This window comes from Aquimarina sp. AWH4_224, from assembly GCF_056160245.1.
This window is the reverse complement of sequence record NZ_JBSWWU010000001.1, coordinates 240,173-258,874: the sequence shown is the minus strand read 5'-3', so window position 1 is coordinate 258,874 and position 18,702 is coordinate 240,173. Positions and strand designations below refer to the sequence as shown.

Annotated in this window: 17 protein-coding genes; 1 reads left to right on the top strand and 16 read right to left on the bottom strand. The window is 35.6% G+C overall.

The window, feature by feature from the left end; genetic code table 11:
• Window positions 1-157: 157 nt before the first annotated feature.
• The 16 genes from ACXAGJ_RS01135 to hisG form a co-directional block, all read right to left on the bottom strand.
• A complete protein-coding gene (locus tag ACXAGJ_RS01135; protein WP_474836359.1) occupies window positions 158-1,519 on the bottom strand; it encodes a TlpA family protein disulfide reductase in 1,362 nt (453 codons plus the stop codon).
• A gap of 153 nt (window positions 1,520-1,672) precedes the next feature.
• Window positions 1,673-2,389 (bottom strand): hypothetical protein, encoded by a 717-nt coding sequence (locus ACXAGJ_RS01130; RefSeq protein ID WP_474836357.1) that lies wholly within the window; start codon window positions 2,387-2,389, stop codon window positions 1,673-1,675.
• A gap of 119 nt (window positions 2,390-2,508) precedes the next feature.
• A complete protein-coding gene (locus ACXAGJ_RS01125) occupies window positions 2,509-4,587 on the bottom strand; it encodes an OmpA family protein (protein ID WP_474836355.1) in 2,079 nt (692 codons plus the stop codon).
• On the bottom strand, window positions 4,588-5,502 hold the full coding sequence (locus tag ACXAGJ_RS01120; RefSeq protein WP_474836353.1) for a PorP/SprF family type IX secretion system membrane protein: 915 nt from the start codon (window positions 5,500-5,502) through the stop codon (window positions 4,588-4,590).
• Between the two features lie 3 nt (window positions 5,503-5,505).
• Window positions 5,506-8,316, bottom strand: coding sequence for a gliding motility-associated C-terminal domain-containing protein (locus ACXAGJ_RS01115; RefSeq protein WP_474836351.1), 2,811 nt, complete (start codon window positions 8,314-8,316; stop codon window positions 5,506-5,508).
• A 99-nt stretch (window positions 8,317-8,415) separates the two neighbouring features.
• Complete coding sequence (hisIE, locus tag ACXAGJ_RS01110; RefSeq protein WP_474836349.1) at window positions 8,416-9,012, bottom strand: bifunctional phosphoribosyl-AMP cyclohydrolase/phosphoribosyl-ATP diphosphatase HisIE; 597 nt, start codon at window positions 9,010-9,012, stop codon at window positions 8,416-8,418.
• 96 nt (window positions 9,013-9,108) lie between these two features.
• A complete protein-coding gene (gene hisF / locus ACXAGJ_RS01105; protein ID WP_474836347.1) occupies window positions 9,109-9,864 on the bottom strand; it encodes an imidazole glycerol phosphate synthase subunit HisF in 756 nt (251 codons plus the stop codon).
• Window positions 9,864-10,382, bottom strand: coding sequence for a DinB family protein (locus ACXAGJ_RS01100; protein ID WP_474836345.1), 519 nt, complete (start codon window positions 10,380-10,382; stop codon window positions 9,864-9,866). The genes hisF and ACXAGJ_RS01100 overlap by 1 nt, the downstream gene beginning before the upstream one ends.
• 2 nt (window positions 10,383-10,384) lie before the next feature.
• The gene (hisA, locus tag ACXAGJ_RS01095) at window positions 10,385-11,113 is read right to left on the bottom strand and encodes a 1-(5-phosphoribosyl)-5-[(5-phosphoribosylamino)methylideneamino]imidazole-4-carboxamide isomerase (RefSeq protein WP_474836343.1); all 729 of its coding nucleotides are present in this window, start codon (window positions 11,111-11,113) and stop codon (window positions 10,385-10,387) included.
• Window positions 11,110-11,691: an imidazole glycerol phosphate synthase subunit HisH gene (gene hisH, locus ACXAGJ_RS01090; RefSeq protein ID WP_474836341.1), complete on the bottom strand. Its 582-nt coding sequence runs from the start codon at window positions 11,689-11,691 to the stop codon at window positions 11,110-11,112. The genes hisA and hisH overlap by 4 nt, the downstream gene beginning before the upstream one ends.
• A 34-nt stretch (window positions 11,692-11,725) precedes the next feature.
• Complete coding sequence (gene hisB / locus ACXAGJ_RS01085; protein WP_474836339.1) at window positions 11,726-12,862, bottom strand: bifunctional histidinol-phosphatase/imidazoleglycerol-phosphate dehydratase HisB; 1,137 nt, start codon at window positions 12,860-12,862, stop codon at window positions 11,726-11,728.
• Between the two features lie 39 nt (window positions 12,863-12,901).
• Window positions 12,902-13,951 carry a histidinol-phosphate transaminase gene (gene hisC, locus ACXAGJ_RS01080; RefSeq protein ID WP_474836337.1) on the bottom strand — a complete coding sequence of 350 codons (1,050 nt, stop codon included), beginning with the start codon at window positions 13,949-13,951 and terminating at the stop codon, window positions 12,902-12,904.
• A gap of 9 nt (window positions 13,952-13,960) precedes the next feature.
• Window positions 13,961-14,800, bottom strand: coding sequence for a DUF3667 domain-containing protein (locus tag ACXAGJ_RS01075; protein ID WP_474836335.1), 840 nt, complete (start codon window positions 14,798-14,800; stop codon window positions 13,961-13,963).
• A gap of 10 nt (window positions 14,801-14,810) precedes the next feature.
• Window positions 14,811-16,100: a histidinol dehydrogenase gene (hisD, locus tag ACXAGJ_RS01070; RefSeq protein WP_474836333.1), complete on the bottom strand. Its 1,290-nt coding sequence runs from the start codon at window positions 16,098-16,100 to the stop codon at window positions 14,811-14,813.
• A gap of 28 nt (window positions 16,101-16,128) precedes the next feature.
• Window positions 16,129-16,548, bottom strand: a complete 420-nt coding sequence (locus ACXAGJ_RS01065) for a GNAT family N-acetyltransferase (RefSeq protein WP_474836331.1) — start codon at window positions 16,546-16,548, stop codon at window positions 16,129-16,131.
• A 24-nt stretch (window positions 16,549-16,572) separates the two neighbouring features.
• A complete protein-coding gene (gene hisG / locus ACXAGJ_RS01060; protein ID WP_473286755.1) occupies window positions 16,573-17,430 on the bottom strand; it encodes an ATP phosphoribosyltransferase in 858 nt (285 codons plus the stop codon).
• A 340-nt stretch (window positions 17,431-17,770) separates the two neighbouring features.
• Between hisG and ACXAGJ_RS01055 the strand changes: the two genes are divergently transcribed.
• Window positions 17,771-18,694: an OmpA family protein gene (locus ACXAGJ_RS01055; RefSeq protein ID WP_474836328.1), complete on the top strand. Its 924-nt coding sequence runs from the start codon at window positions 17,771-17,773 to the stop codon at window positions 18,692-18,694.
• The last annotated feature ends 8 nt before the right edge of the window (window positions 18,695-18,702 follow it).

Sequence of the window (18,702 nt, the reverse complement as noted above, 5' to 3'; positions counted from 1 at the left end):
TTATAATTCGTTTTATAAAAATCCTTTTCTACTCTCTTACTCGCCAAAAAGGAGTGCAAAAGTACAATTTAATATATTATAAAACAATACACTAGAACAAAGATTATAAAAAAAGCCCGAATATTTCGGGCTATGTACTTTTTGAAGGATTAGAAAGCTATATTTCTAATTCATCAAATAGATCGATTAACTTTGGATTAGACGGTCTTGGCGCGTTGGCACTTACTATTTTTCCTTCGGGATCCACCAAAATAAATCTAGGAATACCTTTTATACCATAGTTCATTACAAAATCAGATTTCCAATCCTTATCCGCAATTAACTGAATACCGCCAAGCTCTTTGTCCTCGACCATTTGCTTCCAGGCATCATAATCCTTTTTGCGATCGATAGAAATACTTACAAATTCTATGTTTTTATTGTGATAATTCTCTTCCAATTTTTTCAAAAATGGAATTTCCTTTTTACAAGGACCGCACCAGGTTGCCCAAATATCCATATATACATATTTACCTTTTAGATCTCCCAAAGCTGTAGACCCACCTTTAAAGTTTTCATATTCAAAAGAAGGAGAAGGTTTCCCCTTAACCAGCGTTTTATAAATATTGTATTGTCTTTCAAACTCTTTTTGATGTTCTAGGTTGGGAGTAGTCTTTAATACCGCGTACAATTCATCAAGTTTATCTGAATACGCCATAAAAAACGACATATTTTGTAAAAAAGCTTCTTTTATCTTACTATCGGCAGGCATTCCTCCTACTAATTCTTGTAATGCTTTTGGTGTATCATCATCATATTTTTTCTCTAAATCTGCCAGACTTCGCTGAAGATATCCTCTTACTAGATTTTTGTATTGAGGTAAGGTTTGATACTTATTCTCATCAGTAAAATCTATTTCATTGGCTTCTGCAAAAAAATCTTCAGGAAGTTCTAACTCCTCTTTTTTGGTATAGTATTTATGTCCTCCTTCATAATCAAAAAGCCTTCCTACGTGAGTATATGTATTATTTAAGGTTTCTGATTGAACAAAATCAACATTCAATTCTTTCTTACTACCTAATAAGTTTTGGATCTCATTCTTAAGTGCTATAGACTTTTTCTTGTACGCTTCAGGCTCTAAAGAAAAGAACGCTTTCATATCTGCTGTCATCTCTTCATTCTTCAAGTATTTCTCGGCCAAAAAGTTATTTTCACCCGATCCTACTCCTGTGTAGGCAATTGATTCGTCAAACTTGTCAGTGTCGATAGTCAAGTTTAAGTCAGCTCCTTTGGTAAGATAAATGGCAGAATATTCCTTACCGATGTTGTAATCGTAGTATCCTTCTACATCAATTTTCAAGGTGTCAGAAAAAGTACCATCCTCTGCAATTGGAATTTTATGTTCAAAATCGTTACCAAAAATTCTAACTTCGTCAGCGTTTCCTGTTACCTTGCCAGAAAATAGAGCGTAATCCTTTTTTACTTCCTTTTGGCAAGCAACAAAGACAATGCATATCAAAAGCATCCATAGTTTATTCATGAGAGTAAGTTTTTGTTTATTACCTATAAAAATACATTTATTGTTTTAATCTTATAGTTAATATGATCTAATATTTCACAATTTCAAACTCACTTCTCCTGTTGGTTTGGCGCTATTCTTCTTTGGCAGGAATAAAATATATTGAAAAGAGTATTAGCGTGTTTCACTACCGTTTGGACAATCTCCACCATGACCATCATCTCCTCCCGAAGGTGGCTCACAACTACCACTATTATCTCCTAATTGAGGGTTTCCTGCCACTCCATTAACAAACCCAAGTCGTTCAGACACTCTTAATGTGGTTCCCATAACCTCTGTTTCTATTATTAAATTACCCTTAACTGTATAAAACATAGATCTCGTAGTACGGTAGTTTGCCACTTCAGTTGTTGGGTCCCAAGTCGTATTTATCGTAGTTCCCGTTAAATATGAATTTACGCTAAAATTTGCCAAATCATTAAAAATAGCCCCATCACCTGTGCAATAAGGATAAACGATATCTGCTTCTATCTTAAATAACGAAGGAAGTGGAGCTTTATACAACTCTACTGTTACCGAACCAAGAGCTTTAAAAGGTCCTGAAGATTTTGAACTGCCTAAATTGCCCCCGCTAAATGCAGTAGTAACAATTTTAGAAACATCGATAGATCTCGTACTTTTTCTAAAATCATCAACAAACCGTTGTGCTTCTTCAATGGTATTAAATTTTATGGCATCAGAACTACCTTTTTCTAATGGCTCTAGATTGTTTAAAGTAATGAACTCTTGTAGATCACTGGATATAATTTCATTCTCATCGTTATCCAATTGACAACTAACTATAACAAATGAAAAAAGTAACAATACAAATTTAATTGATTTAGTATTCATAGATTTTAATTTTAAGTTTTGTAATTCTATTTATCTCAAAACTAAATCTATTTCCCACCAGCAAAAAACAGTCTTATATCAATTTCATAAATCTGATTATCTTTCTATAAGTGTTACTTCTAGTATTTCACAATCTCAAACTCACTTCTTCTGTTGGTTTGGTGCTCTTCTTCGGTACAAACCTTATCCTCGCAATTAATCAGCGGAACGGATTCTCCAAAACCAACAAATTGCATTCTTCTGGCGTTTACATAACCAATTAACGCCAAATAGTTACGTGTAGACTCTGCTCTTCGTTCTGATAATAATTGGTTATATGACGCTGTACCTCGACTATCTGTATGTGAACTAATTTTGATATATACGGTCTTGTACTTTTCTAGTTTCTGCGCGAGTTTATCCAGTACTTTTTTAGAATCTGATCGGATATTCCACTTATCGTAGTCAAAATAAATTGGTGGCATCTCAAAATAGAGCTTCCCATTTTTTTCAACTACAGGAGGACCTTCTCTATCATTTAATAGCAGTTCTCTAAGTTTTTCTTTAGAAATCTCTTCTTCTTTGGTTCGTGTATTACTACTGGTCACCGTATTTTGATTTCTGATATTGATGCTGTCTTTTATATTCACCTGATCGGCGTTCTCAGCAATTTTTTCTCGTTGCTTATCCCTATCCAGATAGACCACATAGGTTTCGTTCTGCTTTTCTTTTACCAAAACCGGCTTTGTTCGTGTTTTATAACCAAAGGCAGATGCTTTGAAGTTATACTTCCCCGAAAAGAGTTTCATTTCAAAACCTGCAATAGAATCCAATTGACTCTCATACAACTTCTCATTATCTTCATCGTACAAAATCACCTCTGCATTAGGGATATAACTCTCAGATGCATAATCCCTAACCTCAAAGCGAGCAATGTATTCTTTTGGAAATATCTCTCCTATTTGGGAAAATGAATAAATATCATCTCCTACTTTTTTTCTATTTGATGCAAAGAAACCATCAGTTTCATTATAATACGCCATAGAAAAATCGTCGTAGCTAGAATTAATAGGCGCACCTAGATTAATAGGTTTGGTAAACTCTTCTTTCTTTAATTCTGAAACAAAATTATCCATCATCCCCAAGCCCAAATGACCGTTTGAAGCAAAGAACAAATGACCTTTGTCTGAAATAAAAGGAAATTGCTCTCTGTTTTTGGTATTGATAACAGGGCCCAAATTCACGGGCTTTCCATAGGTTCCGTCAAGATCAACATCTACATAGTAAATATCAAAATCACCATAACCACCAGGCATATTGGACGCAAAATATAATTTAGACCCATCAGGTGATAACGCCGGGTGCTCTATAGAATAATTTACATTATTGAATACTAACTTTTCTGGTGTAGACCAGGTTCCATCTACTTTATTAGCCTTGTATAAGTGCACTGAATTTTTTCGTACACTATCAAATTTTTTCTTTCCTTTTTCTGAATTACTTTTTGAGAGATACATCGTATTTCCATCCTTGGTAAAACAAAAATTACCCTCATGCAGCTTGGAGTTTACTTCTTTAGACAATGTCGTTGCTTCGTTTGTTGGGATATTCTTCTCATTAACTGCAACCTGGTAGATATCCAAGAAAGGACGATGTGTCCATTTATAATTTTTATCAAGTGCACTATGTGGGCTTCTATCGGTAACAAAATAGACAATACTATCTCTTTTTATTGCTCCAAAATCAGCCGCGTCAGAATTAAAAGACACTGACTTCACCTTATAATCGTCATCCTTCAGCTTAAAATTCTCTATCGTCGAGATCACATCCTCTTTATCAACGGTATGATCAGAGTTATTACCCGCATACAACTTCAAATAAGGAATAGACTTATCATATTCTCCTAAAGCAGACAATACCTGATACATCATAAAGTTGTACTTATTATCATAGGTTTTATCACGATCATAAAACTTTCCAGAAGTAAGCACTTTTAAATACCGATAGGCTTTTCTGAATTTGAAAGTACGGTAATAGGATGTAGAGATATTATTTAATATGTGCTTGGTATATCCTTCTTGATTAAGCTGTTGTTCGTATTGCAAGGCCGCGTTTATATAATCACCTTGTTCAAAAAAACGATCTGCTCTACTTTTTTTCTGAGAAAAAGCAAATTGAAACGTTACTAGTAGCAGTATAAATATCTTTGTCTTTGTCATCTAGAAAAATCTTGGTGAAGTATGTTGATTACCAAATCGTAGAAGGTCGAAATTATATAGCAATACTATTTCATGACTTCCATCATTAAATCCGCTTAATTCGCTTACACTAAAATCATAAGAATACCCCACTTTGAGGTTCTGAGTAATATTAAATCCGGCAAGAGCTATAAATGAGTCCGTATATCGATAGGAAACCCCAAGCTCAAACTTATCATAGATCAAAGAGTTTAAGGATATATCAAATGTAAGTGGCGAATCAATAACCTGTTTTACTACAAAAGAGGGTTTTAGCTTTACTTCGTCTACAAAATCAAAAACGTAACCTGCAATACCATAAATATGTGTTTTGGTTTGTGACACTCCTATTCCATCGATATCAATATCACTCGGCAACAAATTTGGAGAAGAAAGACCTGCATAAAAGTTACTGGTAAACAAGTAGACTCCTGCCCCAATATTCAATTGAGTCGTAGAGGTATTATCTCTAAAAGCCGGATCATCGGCCACATCAGACCCTGAAGGATCTATTCTGAAATTATTTATCCCTGCTTTAAGCCCGTAGGACAACTTTGCCTGATCAGATATTCTGGTGATGTATGCAAAATCCAAATTGATATAATCATTCACTACCGGAATAGCATCTCCAATTTTATCATTTACATAATTGACACTTAATTCAATTTTTTCACTCAAAGGGATATTTCCAAAAACATTGGTAGTCTCGGGACTTCCTTCGATCCCTGTCCATTGTCTGCGATATAGTAATCCTGTCGAGATCAAACCACTTTGGTTGGTTACATACCCAGGATTTACTGTACTCATATTGTACATGTACTGAGAATACTGAGGTTCCTGCTGTGCGTACGCTACCGAGCAGAGAACCAAGGCCAAACTAAAAATTATTTTTTTCATTGATTATCTGCTTAGGTAGAAACTACCTTGTATTGGTAAATTGTTTTCAAAATTAGGTGTAAAAATATAGAAGTATGTTCCCGAAGGAAGATCATCTCCTAATCGTACCGAAGTGTTGCTTTCTCCTCTAAATTCTTCGGTATCCCGATTGCCCTCGTATACCAAACTGCCGTATCGGTTATAGATCTTGAGATCAAAATCTGGAAACGCTTCAGGGATGTTGTAAACATCTTCTATAAAAAGGTCAAAAGTGTCATTTTGATTATCTCCATTAGGAGAAACCCCATCCTGAAAATCCAAAGTACACAACTCTCCACTAGAAGAACGCTCACCTGTATTTAAGATATTAATATTGACCGCCACTCTTTCAGACTCGCAATTGTCCACATCCACATTGGCGATATATAGCAATTGATTATCCAATAGGATTGGGTTATCTATAATTGGAGTATCACTTTCTACCGAAGTATACCAATTAAAATTAAGTACATCTACTTCGATATCATCCAATCTAGCTGCATCCAGGATACAAAATTCCTGATCCGGAACATTCGGTTCTGGCAAATCCACAATTTGAACAGCAACATTAAGCGATGATTCATCACAAGGCACTGCATTGGTGACCACATATCTGAAGTTATAAATCTCGTTGGTCAACGTCTCGAATTCTAAAACTCCTTCTGGTGAAAGCGCTCCTGTACCATCGGTATCTTCAAAAACTCCAGTTCTTGGAGTATCTCTATCCAAAAGAGTAAACAGGTTCACTCTACCATCTATTTTACAAAAGCTATCTGCCCTATCATTTCCAATCGTTTGAGGTTCCACAACAATAATTCTTACAATGGCTGTATCTTCATCTGGGCACCCAGGATTGGCAGGTACAGTATAGGTATAATTTCCTGGACCTAGGATTGGCAAAGTCTCATCGTTGATATCAAAAGTTCCTAAATGATCGGTAGAAACATATCCAAAAGGACCTGTCCATGTACCGGTTGTATCTGGAGTACCTCCTAGTAAATCAAAAAGAGAAAGACTCAGGTTATCAGAACAAACCCGAAACTCGTTATCCTCACCGGCATCAGGTACAGCATACACCGTAAATTCTAATTCAGCTTGCTCAATACATCCTGAACTGCTTGTCGTAGTATATGTAAAATTAAAAACTTGAGATACTGCTATATCTGGAAAAACAAAATCATTGTTAATAATAGCACCCGATCCGTCTGTCCAAACTCCTGTATCCACCACAGTATCTGTGCCATTGGTATCCAAAAGGCTAATAAGATCAACCTGCCCAAGAGAGGCACAAAGATCAATGTCATCGGTATCTTCACCGGCATAGTCAAAAGCCAATACCTCTATAACAACCTGTGTTGTTAAAATAGCACATGGGTTATTAGAGAAGGTCGGATCTAATGGATCTGTAATAAAAGGATCGCAAATTTGATCCGGAGAAGGACAATTTATATCTGGTGTTACTCCAAATTCGAAAGTATACACTCCTGGAGGTGCTAATGATAAATTAACGGTCCCCAGGTAATAATCAATACTGGTATCGAAATCCATCAACGAATCTGGCTGTTCGATTAAACCTAAAGAAGATGGACCAGAAACCAATCTCCAGTTTACGTAAAAGCTGTTATCATATGTGAAGTCAAAACCACCTTCGTTAGTAAATTCTAATAAGTCGAATAAATTTAGACTTCCAGAAGTATTTCTACACAATCTTGGAGCAGCATCTGGTTGATTAAATGACCTTAATTGCTCATAAAAGGTAAAAGACACCGAGGTATTTCTATCAGTACAAACTCCAGATCGTTGATCCACATTATAGGTATACTCTATTGTTTCACAACCAAAACGGAGGTTGTTTCCTCCATCAACAATTTGCTCATACACGGCTCTAAGATTTACCATAGAGTCATTTTCGTCTGCTATTTGTCCTGTTGGATCCGGTATACTCCAATACCCTTCTATATCTTCTCCTAATAAATACTGATCATCTCGTAAATCGATATCAGCATCATATACTCCTGCTAATACATCAGACTCGCAAATCTCTATGATATCTGATCCTCCAGAATCTACCTGGCGTATCATTGAGATTCTTACCGTGGTCTCTTCAGACGGATCGCACGGTGTTAATCCCGGTACTCGATAAATAAATTCAAACACTTCTTGATCTACCAACGGAAGTCCTGGTTGATAAGGTATTCTTGCAGCAAACATGGAACCGCTAAGCGATAAGAAATTTGGACTGCTCCCATTATATATCCATTCTCCGTTAAGATGGGGAGGAGGGTTAAGTGCATCTGAAGTAAGCGCATTAAACAAATCAAAAGTCTCATTATCACATGCCTCTACATTTACATTTAGTGTACCAAAAGGAGCCAAAGTGACCCCTGAGTATGGCCCTAAAAACAATCTGGCTGTTCGAATAGGCACATCCCCGCAAACCGCATTTCTTAATTCGAAAAAATAATTATTTGGTGTTGTTGCTGTTGTAGAAAATTGCAAATCCCAAGTAGACAGATTACCGGTTACAGCATCAAAAGCCACACTAAACCTAGGACTTATGGACCAAGTACCATCTGCTGGTGTAGTACCGGTTTCATCATAAATATTAATGATCCCGTCTGGATCACCGTTCATATCAAAATCGATAGTTTCCATATCGCATTTCTCTATGGTAATGAGTCCTGGATTGACACATTGGGAAAAAGAACGTTGGGCAAAAAACAATAGCCCGATTAAGAGTATTTTTACAATAAGTTTCCCAAAAACATACTGTAATTCACCTTTGTTATGTTTCAAAATTAGTTGGTTTAGGTCTACGAAATTATAACATTTTGTTAACAAAACAAGTTTTTGTCGGTAAATTTCGCTTTTAATCGATTGTTTAGGTCAAAATACTCAACTTCTTGATTGCAAAACATTTACTATATCGTTTAATTTATATCCTTTGGCTTGTAACAATATTAGATAGTGAAAGAGCAAATCTGCACTTTCGTTCAAAAACAGTTCTTCGTTATCATCTTTGGCTTCGATAACCACTTCTACTGCTTCCTCTCCTACTTTTTGTGCTACCTTATTAATTCCTTTTTTAAATAATGAAGCTACATACGATTTTTCATTATCCTGATTTTCCTTGCGATTTCGAATTACTTCTTCCAGTTCTGTTAAGAAACCATACTCCTGAACATTCTGATCGTTCCAGCAAGTATCTGTACCTGTATGACAAGTAGGACCTTCTGGTTTAACAGACACTAACAACGTATCCTTATCACAATCCACTTTTATATCGATTAGATGTAAAACATTACCACTCTCTTCTCCTTTGGTCCACAATCTGTTTTTTGATCTACTAAAAAAAGTAACTTTTTTAAGTGCAATCGTTTTATCATAAGCTTCCTGATTCATATATCCCAACATTAAAACATTCTTGGTCATTGCATCTTGAATGATTGCTGGCACTAATCCATCACTATTTTTATTGAAGTCTATTTCCATGCTTTACTATTACTAGCTGCATATGCAGCATTTTTTCTAAATTTTTAATTTATTTTTTTGTGACAACATCTATTTTTCTCTTAAAAAGTCACTTGGTCAGATTCTAACCGGAATATCATTCTTTTTTAATTCCTGCTTTAAATCGCTGATTTCTATTTCTTTAAAATGAAAAACACTTGCTGCCAAAGCTGCATCAGACTTTCCTTTATTAAAGGTGTCTACAAAGTGCAAAATGTTACCTGCTCCACCTGAAGCAATTATTGGAATATTCAATTCTTCAGATAATTTAGCCAAAGCTTCGTTGGCAAATCCATCTTTCGTACCATCGTGATCCATCGAGGTAAATAGGATCTCTCCCGCTCCTCTTTGTTCTACTTCTTTAGCCCATTCAAAAAGATTAAGCTCAGTAGGCACTTTCCCTCCTACCAAATGCACTTTCCATTCTCCATCGATCTGTTTGGCATCGATAGCCACTGTTATACATTGACTCCCAAATTTACCAGCCAATTCATTAATTAAATCAGGATTTTTCACTGCTGAAGAGTTAACAGAAACCTTATCTGCTCCATTCTGTAATAAAATATCTACATCTTCTACAGACGATATCCCTCCCCCTACTGTAAAAGGAATATTCACCTTCTCCGCTACTCGCAGTACCAAATCAGCTAGGGTTTTACGTCTTTCTTCTGTAGCAGAAATATCTAGAAAAACCAATTCATCCGCTCCAGCTTTTGAATATACATCTGCCAATTCAACAGGATCGCCAGCATCTCTTAGATCTACAAAATTTACTCCCTTTACTGTTCTCCCGTTTTTTATGTCCAAACAAGGAATTATTCTTTTAGTAAGCATCAGTCATTTTTGTTTTTAATATTCAAATCTATTCCATCATAAAACCCTAAGTTGGATTTATCTTTGAGTTGTTTCGTCCAAAACGCTATTTGTCCTGTATGGTACGAGTAATGTTCGGCAACATGAATGGCAATACCTATTCCTGAAAACGTAAATCCTTGCACCTCTCGCTCTCTAAGCAATTCTGATGTTGAAATGTTACGAAGTGTGTGTTTAGCCCTTTCAATAGTTTCCTTCAGTTTACCCCATAACTCGTCTTTGCTTACACCTCCTTTGGCGGCAAACTCCTCATCTCGTGCTCTTTGATCTTCAGTATTTCCCAGAGATGAAATAGCATACTGAGTGATATTACCACACAAATGAAGTATCAGGTTACCCACACTATTTGAGTTGGATGTTGCTTTTTTCCAAATATCCTCTTCATCAAGTTGTTCAAAACTCAATCCGATCATTCTTGTACTTTCATCCCATCTATAAATGATCTGTTCTATAAATTCTTTTGCGACTTTCTCTTCCATATCTATGCTCTTGAAAGAATAAAATTTTCTAATTGAGTAAGGCTAATTTTATTTTCATAAATCGCTTTACCGATGATAGTTCCCTCACATCCTAGTTCGGCAAGTCTGGGGAGTTCTTCAAAATCCGAAATACCACCAGAAGCAATCAATTTCACTCCTTCGATTTCACTTAAGATTTTTTCATAAAGATCAAAAGAAGGCCCTTGCAACATTCCGTCTTTACTAATATCCGTACAAATCACATAAGTAATTCCTTTTTCACGATATTCTTTGATGAATGGAATCAATTCCTTATCGCTTTCTTCTAACCATCCGCTCACTGCAATTTTCTCATTTTGAGCATCGGCACCCAGAATAATGCGGTCTTCTCCGAAACGCTGTAACCAAGAGGTAAAAGTATCTGGATCTTTTACCGCAATACTCCCTCCTGTGATTTGATTTGCTCCGCTTTCGAAGGCTATTCTAAGATCTTCGTCTGTTTTTAATCCTCCTCCAAAATCAATTTTCAAATTTGTTTTGGTTGCGATTTGCTCTAAGACTTTGTGGTTTACAATATGTTTTGATTTGGCTCCATCCAGGTCCACCAAATGCAAATATTGTATTCCGTGATCTTCGAACATTTTTGCCACTTCAAGTGGATTTTCGTTATATATTTTTTTGGTTGCGTAATCTCCTTTTGAAAGACGAACGCATTTACCCTCGATAATATCTATAGCTGGTATAATTCTCATAATTCTAAGAAATTCTTTAATATTTGTTCACCAACATCACTACTCTTCTCAGGGTGAAATTGGGTTCCGTAAAAGTTATTTTTCTGTAATGCAGTGCTATAAGCAATTCCATAAGTGGATTGTGCTACCGTCTCCTCAGTAATGGGCGCATAATAACTATGCACCAAATAGATGTATTCCTTTTCTGCTACATCCCTGAACAATGGTGATTTCAATTCTTCTATTTGATTCCAACCAATTTGAGGCACTTTCACCCCGTGGTTAAATCGCAACACATCGATATTAAAAATTGCTAATCCTTTGGTATTGCCTTCTTCGGTATGGTTACACATTAACTGCATCCCTAAACAAATACCTAATACGGGTTGTTCCAATTTTGGAACCAAAGTATCTAACCCAGATTCTTTAAGCTTTTGCATAGCACTACTCGCCTCTCCTACACCAGGAAAAATTACCTTATCGGCTTGTTGTATCTCTTCGGGATCATTGCTTAAAATTGCTTCATATCCCAATCGTTGAATTGCAAATTTTATAGATTGAATATTTCCAGCTCCGTAGTTTATAATTACTATTTTCATGTGTTTATCAAAAGATTATACAGCTTGTTTTGTTTTACAGCATTCCTTTTGTGCTTGGCAAAACCATTTTTTCCGGATCTCTTTTTACTGCTACTTTAATAGCTTTGGCAAAAGCCTTAAAAATAGCCTCGATCTTATGATGTTCGTTTACTCCTTCGGCTTTGATATTTAAATTTGCTTTTGCTCCGTCTGTAAAAGACTTAAAGAAATGGAAAAACATCTCTGTTGGCATTTTACCAATCATTTCTCGGTTAAAATCTGCCTCCCAAACTAACCAGTTGCGTCCTCCAAAATCAATAGCAACCTGTGCCAGGCAATCATCCATTGGCAAACAGAACCCGTAGCGTTCGATCCCTAATTTATCCGCAAGGGCTTTTGAGAAAACCTCTCCTAATGCAATAGCGGTATCTTCGATAGTGTGATGCTCATCAACTTCCAAGTCTCCTTTGACCTTGATCACCAAATCCATTTGTCCATGGCGAGCAATCTGATCTAACATGTGATCAAAAAATTCTAAGCCAGTAGAGATATCACTCTTACCAGTACCATCCAAATTCAGCTGGATAAAAATATCCGTCTCATTGGTTTTTCTAGCAATTTCTGCAACGCGATCCTCTAATTTTAGAAACTCATAAATACGTTGCCAATCATTACTTTCTAAGGCAATATACTCGTCAAGTTCTTTTGTATTAATGGTTATTTCTCCAGTACCTAAGTTGGTATTATCATTTATAAATATCCCTTTGGCACCTAGGTTTTTAGCCAATTCCATATCAGTGAGGCGATCTCCTATAACGAAGGAATTTTTCAGATCATATGCATCCGAAAAATATTCTGTAAGTAACCCAGTACCTGGCTTTCTGGTATTGGCATTCTCATGTGGAAATGTTCTATCCAAAAACACTTTATCGAATACTACTCCTTCGTTTTCAAAAGATTTCAAGATAAAATTATGTACTGGCCAAAAGGTATCTTCTGGAAATACATCTGTTCCCAAACCATCTTGATTGGTAATCATTACCAGTTCATAATCCAGTTCTTTAGCAATTTTTCCCAAATAGGTAAATGCCTTTGGGTAAAAGATCATCTTTTCGAATGCATCTATTTGTTCGTCTGCTGTTTCTTTTATGATTGTTCCGTCTCTATCTATAAATAATACTTTCTTTTTCATGTCTAGATATAATGTAAAGCTTACATCTGAAATGTTACTTTACAAGTTTTGCAAGGTTTTAATTAATTCTTTATTTTCTGTTTCAGTCCCTACTGTAAACCGTAAGGTATTTTTGCATAACGGTTGCGTACTTCTATTTCTAACTACGATACCTTTTGCTAATAATTGCGCATATCGCTTGTCAGCATCATCAACTTTTGCTAAAACAAAATTAGCATCGGTATCATATATAGTCTCTACAAAAGCTACAGCTGCCAGCGCCTTAACCAGGCTTTCTCTTCCTTCTAGGATATTGCTGATCTCTGTTTTTACTTTTTCCTGATCCAATACGCGATCCAAAGCCCGTTGCTGTGTCAATTCATTGACATTGTAAGGCGGTTTTATTTTGTTTAAAATTTGGATAATCTCTTCAGAGGCATAACAAATTCCTAAACGTATCCCAGCAAGACCATAAGCCTTAGACAAAGTTTGTGTAACTATCAAATTGGGATACTTGGTAAGATTTGACACCCAGCTTTCCTTTTTAGAAAAATCAATATAAGCTTCGTCAACTACTACCAAACCATTGAATGATTCTAGAATAGTTTCTATTTTTTTAGCATCAAAAGAGTTTCCTGTAGGATTATTGGGCGAACACAAAAAGATGACCTTCGAATTTTCATCCACAGCATCAAAAATTCCAGATAGGTCAGGCTGAAAATCTTTTGTTAACAACACTCTTTTTTCTTCTATATCATTGGTATTTGCCAATACCTTGTACATCCCATATGTTGGTGGTAATGTGATGATATTATCTTTTTTGGGCTCACAAAATGCTCTAAAAATAAGATCCAGCACTTCATCACTACCATTACCTAACAACATATGATTACTCGACACTCCTTTTTGAACCGTCAAAGCATCTTTAAGACTGCGCTGTTGAGGGTCCGGATAACGATTTACTCCATTTTCATAAGGATTTTCGTTGGCATCCAAAAAAATCATATCTGACCCATCACTAACGTATTCATCTCTTGCTGATGAGTAAGGCTGTAAGCCTTTTACGTTATCTCTTACAATTCTGTTTATATCAAATTCTATTTTTTTCATTGTCGTATTTTACGATAACTTATTATAAATTAATGCTCCTAAAAACCCTAGTACAACTGAAACAAAACCAATCACGATTAAAAACCCAATACTCAATAAAATGAATTTTAAAAATTTAAACAGAATTCCTTTAATGGATAGTTCTGCAATTTTTTTATAACTAATCAAATAATAGGCAATAGTGATAATTGAGCTATACATATATATAGATGGATGTATTGCTACCGAAGCCAAGAAAAACAAAGTCCCTACCAGTAACCCAAATGCTACCAGGTAGGCATTTGCCACCAAATGTTCTCCATAATTAAATGGTTTGCTACCAAACACCAAAAAAGCTAAAAGAGCATATACCGGTGTAAATAGAAATACCGAAATATTGAAATAACGTAATAATATGACATACATGTTTCTACTTGCTTCAATAGACGAATCCCTATATTCGGCATATTCCTGTTGATACTCTGCAGAGTTTTTATCCTTTCCCGGATTGATCATGGCAAATATCTCCTCATACATCGATTCATCTTGAGTGGCATCTATCCTGCTAATATATTCTTCTGAAAAAGTATTAAATACGAATGTTGAAATCGCGGCTACAATTGCCAAAAAAGCAAATGGGTTTATGTATCGCTTTCTTGTACCAGCAACATAATCCAAAATCACCTGATATGGTGCTACTGCAAAAGTTCTTATGGTCCTTAAAAACAGATTATCCAATCCCAAAACATCATTAAAAAAATCGTTTCGTAATTGTTTCAAAGTAATCCTTTCACTAATCACCTTGGCTCCGCAATTATTACAGTACCCTAATCCTTCTTCTAGTTGATATCCACAATTTTTACAATTCATCCCAATAATTTTAATTTTCTGATAGGCTTTGTAGTCGCAACGTAACTGCATTTTTGTGTGCTTGAAGCCCCTCTGCTTCGGCCATCAACTCAATAGCATTCCCTATATTTTTTATTCCTTGTTCTGATATTTTCTGAAATGTCATGGATTTCATAAAGCTATCCAGGTTTACACCGCTATATTGCTTTGCATAGCCATTTGTAGGCAAAGTATGATTGGTTCCAGAAGCGTAATCCCCTGCACTCTCTGGTGTATAATTACCAATAAAAACAGATCCTGCATTAACGATCTGATCTACATAGAAATCTTCATTTGCTACGCAAACAATAAAGTGTTCTGGCCCATATTCATTAATTAGGTCCAAGGCTATTTGATCATTTTCTACATAAATCAATTTAGAGTTTTCGATAGCTGCCGTTGCAATCTCTTTTCTCGGCAACTTTTCTAATTGTCCTGCCACTTCTTTTTCTACTAATTCGATCATGCTTTTTGAAGTAGACACCAGAATAACCTGACTATCCTTACCATGCTCTGCTTGGCTCAATAAATCCGAAGCAACAAAAGCGGGATTTGCACTATCATCGGCTACGACCAATAACTCACTAGGACCAGCAGGCATATCTATGGCCACACCAAATTTGGTTGCCAATTGTTTGGCTACAGTAACGAACTGGTTACCCGGACCAAAAATTTTATAAACCTTAGGAATAGATTGGGTTCCAAACGTCATCCCTGCAATTGCTTGAATTCCTCCTGCTTTACAGATTGTTGTTACACCACATAAATCTGCAGTAAACAATATTGCGGGGTGGATTTTACCTTCAGCATTTGGTGGAGAACACAACACAACCTCTTTACATCCCGCCAAGTTTGCAGGAACAGCTAGCATCAAAATCGTTGAAAATAAAGGGGCTGTTCCACCAGGAATATAAAGCCCCACCTTTTGTATTGCTCTCTTTTCCTGCCAACAAGAAACTCCATCAGTAGTATCTACTGCTACTCGCTCTGTTTTTTGTGCCTTATGAAAAGCTTCGATATTCGATTTTGCCAATAATATAGCGGTTTTGAGCTCCTCATCGATCAGCATTTTTGCTTCTTCCACTTCAGCAGGAGTAACCAAGATGTCTTGGATAGCCACCTTGTCAAATTTCTGAGTATACGCATTAATAACTTCATCCCCTTCAGCTTTTACTTCATCAAAAATCTGCAAGACAGTGTTTTCAATATCTGCTATAGTTTGAGTAGGTCGTTTCAATAGTTCTCCCCACTCTTTTATTTCTGGATTATATGTTTTTTTCATTTGTTCTTTTTCTATTAATTAATTGAATCTATAATTGTCTTTGATAGTGATAAGCTATCAATTCATAACCTTGATCCAACCAAAATTTCTGTCCAGAAGTATTATTTACATAACAGTTTAGTTCGGAAGCTACGCATCCTTTACTTCTGGCATAATCAAATATCCAATTCATCAATAACTTTCCTATTCCTTTACCTTGGTATTCTGGAAGAATATAAACATTATCTGGTTCTACATGTTTCCCCACATAATACTTGGTTAAGAACCACAAACCCGAAATACCAATTAATTTATTTTGATCGTAAACCCCTACACACTCATAATTAGATTGTAGCATATCGTCTAAACGAGCCTTTAGGATTTGCAATTCCACTTTAGGATTCAACTCTTGCAAGAGTGGTAGTATACTATCTATATTGCTATTTGGTATTAAGGAAATGGTGTACATAATGATCTAAATCTATTGTGGTTATTAAAGCACCATTTTTTCTATTGGACAAACCAATATTCCTTCAGCGCCTTCGGATTTTAGTTCGTCGAGGATATCCCAGAACTTATTCTTTTCTACTACGGTATGTATAGAACTCCATCCTTTTTCTGCAAGCGGCAATACCGTAGGGCTTCGCATTCCAGGTAATATCTTAACGATATCTTCTATCTTGTCATTTGGAGCATTCAAAAGCACATATTTTGAGTTTCGTGCCTTTAGAACCGCCTGTATTCTGAATTGTAATTTTTCTAAGATCTTTTTAGACTCTTCAGAAATTTTTGGAGAAACTGCTAATACTGCCTCAGAAGTTAACATTACCTCTACTTCTTTTAGATTGTTTTTGAACAATGTACTACCGCTAGACACGATATCACAGATTGCATCTGCAAGACCAATATTAGGTGCAATTTCTACAGATCCAGATATCTGGTGAAGCTCTGCAGTGATCCCTTTTTGTGCTAAAAACTGATTTACTGTATTAGGATAAGAAGTTGCAATTTTTTTACCATCCAAATCCTGAATAGAATTGTATTCAAACTCTTTGGGTACCGCCAGGGAAACTTTACATTTAGAAAAATTTAAACGTTCGGCTATAGAAATATCTTGTCCTTTTTCTATCAGCACATTTTCTCCTATGATAGCAATATCAACTACTCCATCTCTTAAATATTGAGGGATATCTCCGTTTCGGAGAAACATTACCTCCATAGGGAAATTACGCGTCTGTGCTTTTAACTGATCTTTCCCATTATCAATTGAAATACCGCAATCTTTTAGAATTTTTACAGAGTCTTCATTAAGCCTACCGCTTTTTTGAATAGCAATTTTAATTTTTGACATTTTAGTTTTTTGTTGTTGTGTTAGATCAAACCAAACGAGTTGATAGAAAACAAAAAACCCGTTTGAGTTGCTCAAACGGGTTTTGATTTATTTGTTATATACACATACCAAACCTACCACGCCTGAGCGAATATGTTTGAATGGTGATGATGTACAAATATGTTTCTCATTGTTTTCTAATACTTCGCGAATTTATAAAAAATATGTTTTCAAAATGCATTTCAACTTAATTTTTTGTTATTAATCTTTTTATCAGCATAAATCTTCAATAATTATTTGGCGTAATAGGTTGATTATAAACATTTTTATAACTTTAAAAGACAATACTAATCAACAACTTATGAAAAAAATCATTTCATTTCTTATCTTTTTGCTATTCGCATGGCTGGCAATGTGGTGGTATTATTCTTGCGATTGGTGTGCTCGGGAAACCGGACAAAACCTAAAAAACGAAGAAAAAATTAGACTCAAACGCGAAGCTGCTGCAAGGAAAGCTTACGAAGATAGCATTGCTGCTATCGAACAACAGAAACTCAATTTTGTTATCAAAGATGATGACGATCAAGATGTACTAACTCTCAAAGGTCAACTTCAAATCAATAACAAAAACGGTGATGTATTTATACCAGATGCCATTGCTGATATTGGTGATTTGGTTGCTGATTATCTCGGGAAAAATCAAAACAAAGAACTTTTGATTACCGGTTATGAAACCTCAGAAGAAAACAATACAGAAGATGAACTTGGATTAACCCGGGCCACTTTTATGAAAGACTTATTCATAAAATCAGGGATTAATTCCGATAGAATCAGTACTTCTAGCGAGGTAAAAGATTATGAATACAATGCTGATGGTAATCATGTTGGAGGTATTTCATTACTTTTTAAAACATTAACCGAAGAACGTACTGTTGAAGTAGAGAAAAGTGTCGCTAATAGAACGTTATACTCCAATTTTGGTGAGAAGACATTTAAACCCGATGCAACGTTATCCAACTATGCTCTGGAATTAAAGAACTATCTCAACAAATATCCAGATAAAAGTGTACGTGTGACTGGGCATACCGATGATGTTGGAGATGAGGAAGCAAATCTCTGGTTTGGACAACAGCGTGCCAATAATGTACGACAGTATTTAATATCTCAAGGAATCGACGCTGATAAGGTTAAGGCTACTTCAAAAGGAGAATCTAATCCTATTGTTCCTAATACCAGTGAAGAAAACAGAGCAAAAAACAGAAGAATAGAAATCATTGTAAATTAAATAACCAC

Bases quoted from the DNA above. Each gene is read 5' to 3' on its own strand.
- hisD (WP_474836333.1), bottom strand. From the start codon at position 16,100: ATGAAAAAAACATATAATCCAGAAATAAAAGAGTGGGGAGAACTATTG.
- hisA (WP_474836343.1), bottom strand. From the start codon at position 11,113: ATGAGAATTATACCAGCTATAGATATTATCGAGGGTAAATGCGTTCGT.
- hisH (WP_474836341.1), bottom strand. From the start codon at position 11,691: ATGAAAATAGTAATTATAAACTACGGAGCTGGAAATATTCAATCTATA.
- ACXAGJ_RS01125 (WP_474836355.1), bottom strand. From the start codon at position 4,587: ATGACAAAGACAAAGATATTTATACTGCTACTAGTAACGTTTCAATTT.
- hisIE (WP_474836349.1), bottom strand. From the start codon at position 9,012: ATGGAAATAGACTTCAATAAAAATAGTGATGGATTAGTGCCAGCAATC.
- hisF (WP_474836347.1), bottom strand. From the start codon at position 9,864: ATGCTTACTAAAAGAATAATTCCTTGTTTGGACATAAAAAACGGGAGA.
- hisB (WP_474836339.1), bottom strand. From the start codon at position 12,862: ATGAAAAAGAAAGTATTATTTATAGATAGAGACGGAACAATCATAAAA.
- ACXAGJ_RS01075 (WP_474836335.1), bottom strand. From the start codon at position 14,800: ATGAATTGTAAAAATTGTGGATATCAACTAGAAGAAGGATTAGGGTAC.
- ACXAGJ_RS01055 (WP_474836328.1), top strand. From the start codon at position 17,771: ATGAAAAAAATCATTTCATTTCTTATCTTTTTGCTATTCGCATGGCTG.
- hisC (WP_474836337.1), bottom strand. From the start codon at position 13,951: ATGAAAAAAATAGAATTTGATATAAACAGAATTGTAAGAGATAACGTA.
- ACXAGJ_RS01135 (WP_474836359.1), bottom strand. From the start codon at position 1,519: ATGAATAAACTATGGATGCTTTTGATATGCATTGTCTTTGTTGCTTGC.
- hisG (WP_473286755.1), bottom strand. From the start codon at position 17,430: ATGTCAAAAATTAAAATTGCTATTCAAAAAAGCGGTAGGCTTAATGAA.
- ACXAGJ_RS01100 (WP_474836345.1), bottom strand. From the start codon at position 10,382: ATGGAAGAGAAAGTCGCAAAAGAATTTATAGAACAGATCATTTATAGA.
- ACXAGJ_RS01120 (WP_474836353.1), bottom strand. From the start codon at position 5,502: ATGAAAAAAATAATTTTTAGTTTGGCCTTGGTTCTCTGCTCGGTAGCG.
- ACXAGJ_RS01130 (WP_474836357.1), bottom strand. From the start codon at position 2,389: ATGAATACTAAATCAATTAAATTTGTATTGTTACTTTTTTCATTTGTT.
- ACXAGJ_RS01065 (WP_474836331.1), bottom strand. From the start codon at position 16,548: ATGTACACCATTTCCTTAATACCAAATAGCAATATAGATAGTATACTA.